At 45.5% G+C, this 6,723-nt stretch carries 5 protein-coding genes and 1 tRNA gene; 2 read left to right on the plus strand and 4 right to left on the minus strand.

Features of this window, described 5'->3' with window-relative positions; genetic code table 11:
* Positions 1-10: 10 nt before the first annotated feature.
* From BN93_RS09020 to kdsA, 4 genes are all read right to left on the minus strand, one after another.
* A complete protein-coding gene (locus BN93_RS09020; RefSeq protein ID WP_019188010.1) occupies positions 11-1,123 on the minus strand; it encodes an HU domain-containing protein in 1,113 nt (370 codons plus the stop codon).
* Positions 1,124-1,663: 540 nt separating this feature from the next.
* A complete protein-coding gene (locus BN93_RS09025; RefSeq protein WP_019188011.1) occupies positions 1,664-2,935 on the minus strand; it encodes a phospholipase D-like domain-containing protein in 1,272 nt (423 codons plus the stop codon).
* 24 nt (positions 2,936-2,959) lie between these two features.
* Entirely contained in the window at positions 2,960-3,946 is a 987-nt protein-coding gene (locus BN93_RS09030; RefSeq protein WP_019188012.1) for a KpsF/GutQ family sugar-phosphate isomerase, read from the minus strand.
* A 40-nt stretch (positions 3,947-3,986) separates the two neighbouring features.
* Positions 3,987-4,772 (minus strand): 3-deoxy-8-phosphooctulonate synthase, encoded by a 786-nt coding sequence (gene kdsA, locus BN93_RS09035; protein ID WP_084768745.1) that lies wholly within the window; start codon positions 4,770-4,772, stop codon positions 3,987-3,989.
* A 571-nt stretch (positions 4,773-5,343) separates the two neighbouring features.
* Between kdsA and BN93_RS09040 the strand changes: the two genes are divergently transcribed.
* Both BN93_RS09040 and BN93_RS17580 read left to right on the plus strand, forming a co-directional pair.
* Positions 5,344-5,417 (plus strand) — tRNA-Thr (locus tag BN93_RS09040).
* Between the two features lie 582 nt (positions 5,418-5,999).
* On the plus strand, positions 6,000-6,176 hold the full coding sequence (locus tag BN93_RS17580) for a hypothetical protein (protein WP_157462784.1): 177 nt from the start codon (positions 6,000-6,002) through the stop codon (positions 6,174-6,176).
* Positions 6,177-6,723: the final 547 nt, after the last annotated feature.

A 6,723-nucleotide genomic window follows, 5' to 3' on the forward strand; every position in this document is an offset into this window, starting at 1 on the left:
ACGATTATGCTCAACGAACCTCGCTGCGCATCACCCAACAATCCTTAAATTCGGCCTTGCCATGCAATTTTCCAAAAGCCAAATAAGCTTCGTTCTTTGTCTCGTAACGACCATAAGTAACTTTCACGTCCTTATCATCAACCAACACTTCGGTCTTATCGTAGCCCTTATCCTTCAACATTTGGGCATAACGGTTGGCGTTGCGTTTAGTTATTTTGCTAGCCAGCACCAAACAATAAAACGTCTGGTTGGCGTGTTTGGTCTCGGTTGGCTTGGTCTGTTCGCATTTTGGTGCCGTTTGTTTAGCAACAGAAGGAGCAGGCGCCTTTATCTCGGCTATGCTCTCTGTGCCCTTTATCATCTCTTTGGGCATCACAGATGTAAGCAGACCTGTATCTACTACGCTATGCGACACAGTGTTCACTTCGCCCTCGGTGACGGTAGAGGGGAAAAGCAAGAAAGCAACGACAGCCACACAAACGGCAACTGCGTTTCGAACCCAAGCAACGGGAATGATAAGGTCGCTATTGTTGGGTTCATCGTCGTTATCCTCTTCCGCATCGCTATTGGAAAGTGACTTAGCCGCTTCGTCCATTTCTAACAGAATGGGCTTAGACTCGCGTTGTTGAACTCTTGCCGTTTCGATTTCTTGCACATTGCCGACTGATTCTACAGCAGGAACTTCGCTGAAAGCATCCTGAACAGAAAGACGAACAATATCAATGGAACCCAACCCATAAAGCGTTGGCGTGAGGATGCCCGACTCGCAAGGTTCAAAAGTGTACGTGCCATTATCTGCATAATAAAGCACTCCAAGGTCGTTCAATTCGTAATACCCCTCGTTGTGCAAGTGCTGCCGCATCTCTTCAACCTCGCTCGCAATACGCGTCAAGGCCTCAGGATAGCTCAAATCGTAGGCCTCAACATACGATTGTGCAAGCAAAGAATCGTTCAAACGGAGTTGGCGATTGAACCCAAGCGTCCTCGTCGGCGGCAGAAACGTATGGTCGCCGTCGTCGTACCTAGCCTCAACATGGTGCGCCATAAATCCCCCAAAGTCGGGAATGATGACGCAGTCGTTATCCAGCAGTAAGATTTCGATATGTCTATGTAGTTCAATCACGAATGCAAAGTTACGATTTTTCCCCCATAGTTCAAACGTATAAAGTTATTTTTTGGATAATATTTTACTGAAATATAATGATAATTTAACTCTATTACATCCAACAATATGTAAATGAATTTCGCTAAGCTTTACGCTAACCGCTCACAACCAAGCATCTACCACGACTTGCAACCAACTCCACATCCATAACATTAAGCAACGCGCCCTACTTCGTTCTCTCTATATTTATGCACACCTCATTAAGAGAAGACTGCGATATGTCGGTAAAACCAGCCACAATAAAGGACTTTTCAGCAAACAACATACATATCACAACAGGTACTCCACATAGATATTCATCCAGTTATTTAAATGCTTACCTTTTATATTCTACCCTCCATTCAAACAAGAGCCCCTCTTACCTAACACTTCCAAAATTGATACAAAGACACTAAACACCGCTAAACGTGCGTAAACATTTATTACCATATAATATAGTGTGCGATGACAAGAAATAACAAATCGCGCTAAGACCTGCTACTGATGTAATGAACAGTGCTATAACCACGGAGCCAACAAGTGTGCAAACCAGCCAACGAACTTCTGCCAAGGGGTTCTGAACTTGTTCCACGATTCGGGCGTCAGCTTAAAGCAGTCGGACTTATCCTTATCAAACAAGTCAGACAGCTGTTGCGTTGTCTCCTTATCCACAATAACGGCATTCTCTTCGTAATCAAAACGCAGGCTACGCGCATTAAGGTTGGCACTGCCCACAGTACAAAACTTACCATCAACCATAATCACCTTGGTATGATGAAAGCCCGGCTCGTACATCCAAACCGTTACGCCGCGTTTCATTAGCTTATGAACATTGTAGAAAACGCAATCGGGCGTTAAAGGAATATCACTGTGGGTAGATACCATTATTTCTACTTTCACTCCACGCTTAACCGCGTTGCGTAAAGCTTTCTTCAACGCCCTATTCAACGTGAGGTAAGGGTTGATGAGCTTAATGCTATCCTGGCTATCATTGATTGCCTTAGTATAAAAACTACGGATAATCTTATTTGATATGCGTGGTTCGCGGTTTATGATGCCCACCATCTTCTTTCCTGCCGATTGACAAGTGTCGGGCTTTAAGTTGTCAAAGTACCCAAGGTTATCGTTTCCGCGGTAATATTCTACCCCATGCACGTTCTGTTTGGCCACCTTATTCCACATTTTCAAGAAGATAGCCTGCAAGGTATTCACCTCCTGCCCCTCAATTCGGCAGTGCATATCGCGCCAACTCCCCACCACTTCTGTGCCCTTGATGTAATAGTCGGCCACATTCATGCCGCCAGTATAGGCCACATTGCCGTCTACGACAACAATTTTGCGGTGGTCGCGATGGAAAACATGGTTCACCCAAGGAAACTGAACAGGGTCGAACTCAAAGATTTCGATACCCCTTTCGCGCAAGGTGCGCAGGTGTTTCTTCTTCAATGGGCGGTTGTTCGAGTCGTTTCCAAATCCGTCGAACAAGGCGCGTACCTGCACACCTTCGCTTGCCTTCTCTTCAAGCAGCTCGAAAAGGCGGTCGGCAATGGAGTCGTTTCTAAAATTAAAGTATTCTAAATGTACGCTATGTCGCGCCCTTGATATGGCCGAAAACATGTCGTCGAACTTCTCCTGCCCCGTGGTGAGCAGCACCACCGAGTTGTTATGGGAGAACTTAACCCCCTCGTCGCGCATCTGTTGCACGATAAGCGAGTCGCTACCTTGCGACAAGGCAGCCAACGATATAAGGAGCGATAAAAGGAGCGAGCGTATTCTCGATGGTTCAATCATAATTCGTTAAGTGTTGCAGAGACCTTACAGCATGCATCGGTAATGGTCTACAATGCCAACAAGCCTTTCATTTTCATCTGCTACGAGTACCGTGTGTATTTTATATTTTTGCATTATCTGTTGTATATCGGCAATCTTTGTCGTTGGCAACACAATTTTAGGATTGGTGGTCATGATGTCGTTAACCGTCTTGTTAAAGAACTCGGCCTGCCATTTTTCCATCGCCCGACGGATGTCGCCGTCGGTAATCAGCCCAACAATCTTGCCGTTTTCTACCGACACCCCAAGCCCCAACTTGCCTTTGCTCACTTGTATGATGGCGTCGCCAAGGTGCATTTGGCGTGGTATGATGGGCAAATCGTCTACACGCATCACGTCGGCGGCTGTGGTAAGCAAACGTTTCCCCAACTCGCCACCAGGATGAAACCTCGCGAAATCCGTGGGTTTGAAGTTGCGCACCTGCATCAATGCCACCGCCAAGGCATCGCCCATAGCCAATGCTGCCGTGGTACTGCTTGTAGGGGCAAGGTTCAGGGGACACGCCTCCTTGTCTACCTTCACCGTAATATGGGCCACGCTGTATTTGGCCAGCAACGAATGGGGGTTGCGACTCATGCCAATAAGCGGCACGCCACGATGCAATATGGCAGGAATAAAGCGCAGCAACTCGTCGGTTTGCCCCGAATTGCTAAGTGCCAACACCACATCATCGGCCGTCATCACGCCTAAGTCGCCGTGATATACGTCCAATGGATTAATAAAAAAGGCAGGAGTACCCGTACTAGAAAGCGTTGCGGCAATCTTTGCACCGATGTTTCCACTTTTTCCAACGCCCGTTACAATCACCTTACCCTTGCAGTTGAACATCATTTCCACAGCCTTGTCGAAATGATGGTCTAGTTGCGGAATAAGGTCGAGCAGTGCTTGCGCCTCGTCTTTCAGGCATTGCGTGGCGTATGCCCTCACATTGTTAAGCCTGTTTTCTGTCGAATCTGTTGCCAATGTAGACATAAGTGTTTCTTCTCCGTATATGTTCTCGATGAACGTATTTTTATATTAGGTTCGCAATCAAGCTTTCAAGCTTGTCTAGTTCAAGCATGTTGGGGCCGTCGCTCAAACCTTTGTCGGGATTGGGGTGCACCTCAAAGAAGTAGCCTGTTGCGCCAAAAGCTTTTGCGGCAAGGGCCATCGACGGCACAAATCGGCGATCGCCACCCGTTTTTCCGCCCATAGCTCCAGGCCGTTGCACGCTGTGCGTACAGTCCATGATAACCGTTGGAACGATTTCTTTCATGTCGGGGATGTTCCGAAAATCCACAACAAGGTTGTTATAGCCAAAGGTATTGCCGCGTTCGGTGAGCCACACCTCGGCTGCGCCAGCCTCTTTTGCCTTTTCCACGGGGTATTTCATGTCGGGCCCACTCAAAAACTGGGCCTTCTTTATGTTCACAATCTTGCCCGTTTTGGCAGCGGCCACCAGCAAATCTGTTTGTCTGCACAAAAAAGCAGGTATTTGCAACACGTCTACCACCTGCCCCACAGCCTCGGCTTGATAGCTTTCGTGAATGTCGGTAAGCAACTTCAATCCGTATTTGGATTTCACATTAGCCAACATTTCGAGTCCCCTTTCTAGTCCAGGACCGCGAAAAGAGCTGATGGACGTTCGGTTAGCCTTGTCGAAAGAGGCTTTAAAGATAATGTCAACCTCTAACTTTTGGTTTATCTCCACCAGCTTTTCTGCAACCGTGTACAACAGTTCTTGGCTTTCTATTACGCATGGCCCTGCGATAAATGTTGTTTTCATACTTCGTCCAATCAATGGCTTTCGCCCGTGCATCCGCGTTCTTGTCGCGGAGAATGCGCCACGGGCTTAGCTGTGAGTTATGCTTATTGTTTACGCAAAGGTACAATAAAAAATGTATTATGCAGACCTTTTATGTCCACTTTTTGTGTAAAAGACCGAACAAAGAGCACCAACTGCACCATATACAAAGCAACTTACAACTACGTCTTCACTAATAGTAAGGCTGCAACGCCCCTGCTTTTATCTAATAAGACAGGCATAAGTAGCTCCCAACAAAACCTACCGATGGGGGGGTGCAGCATAAAGAAATCGTGGCATTAGGTTCTTTTTCGTTCTTTGAAAAGTGCGTTTTCTCGCCATGACAATGTCCGAGCAAGCTCGACGTTGTTCATTTGGCTTAACGAAAACGTTCTATTTACAGCCTTATAGCGTTAAAATATGTATAAAAACAATCTATCCCTTGCTGTTTTTGATGGAAAAGTATTACCTTTGCACCGCAAAACGGGTAAGTCTTGCACGGCCAGCTCCCTTCGAACCCTCCAGGACGGGAACGTAGCAAAGGTAGTTGGTTGTAGCGGCGCGATGTAAGTAGCTTACCCACCCCGCCTCTTTAGCTCAGCTGGTCAGAGCGCATGATTTGTAATCTTGAGGTCGTTGGTTCGAATCCGACAAGAGGCTCAATAAAGAAGTGTCGTTATCGACACTTCTTTTTTTTATTCCCTCATCTCCAAAAACCAAGATGTCTTCTGCGTTGCCATAATGCAGTCTCCGTTGCCCGTGAGCAGCATGCCCTGCAACCGCTCGCGTTGGTGGTCGTAAGCGTACGTGTTTTCCGGGCCATTGCCCACGCATGTGCATACGGCACAACTACCTTTTGTCTCGTTTTCAGTAAGAAATTTAACATTATGAGTGCCCTTTCCGTCCACCAATCGCCCACCTTGCCGCAAAAAATCGATTCTCGCGGAGGTTTGTTTTGGTGCAAAAAGGGGTTAGTTGTACATGCAGGCAAAATGAATATTTATTTAAACAGACCATCACTAACACCCGTTTTTGAGTGATTTATAGCAAAATGAAGTGCGTTTTGGTGCAAAACGCGGTGCAATATGCCGCAAAACGCAGTGCGTTTTGGTGCTAAATGCAGTGCGATTTGCTGCAAAACGCAAGGTAAAATGGTGCTAAACGCAGTGCAAAATGCTGCTAAATGCAAGACAAAAAGCATAAAAATACACCGCAATGGTATAAACAAAACCTTTTTGAACCATGAAACACATGGTTAAAAAGGCCAAAACAGCCGCTAAAAAGTGGAATTTTAGGGGTAAAAAGGGTGTAAGTGGGAGTAAAAAAATATGGGCTGGCAACCAAACTAGAAAGGCTAAATGGTGCAAAATGCAGGTTCTTTTCTTAAAAACAGACAAACCAAAGAGCGTGAATATCTAGAAATAGTAGTTATTTACCTACTTTATGGCCTATATTTTCGCTAGAACGGAGTGAAAATTAAAACGGTATTGTAAAATAAAGAGCAATAAATTAAGGTTTTGATTTGATGAGTTGGTGGGGTTGTGAGTTGATAAGTTTTTGAGTTTGTAAGTTGAGGAGCTTTTGAGTTTGTAAATTGATGGGGTGGTAAGTTTGTAAGTTGATGCAATGATGTATTCGGGAGTTGTTGGGTTATCGTGAGTTATTGGGCTTTCGCAAGTTGACAAACCAGTGCGTTGATTTGTCCTGCACTCCGTATATGAGAGGGGTGTTTATCTTGTGTTGGCATCTCAAAGACAATAAACTCCGCTCAACTTATAAAATATTAAAAGTCAAGACAGCCTCATTGTCTTAGAAAGACTAACACAATAAACCGAAATTCGGCCATTACGAATTTTCAAAAGCAAAGTATTAGGAAAGTCTTCATCTGACATTTGAAGTACGACCAGCGAGTTAACTATTTGCGCGTGCTCAGTATTTCCTTTGGTAAAATGAAAGGTAAGCATCC

The sequence above is a fragment of the Prevotella conceptionensis 9403948 genome (assembly GCF_000312305.1).
Taxonomy (GTDB): Bacteria; Bacteroidota; Bacteroidia; order Bacteroidales; family Bacteroidaceae; genus Prevotella; species Prevotella conceptionensis.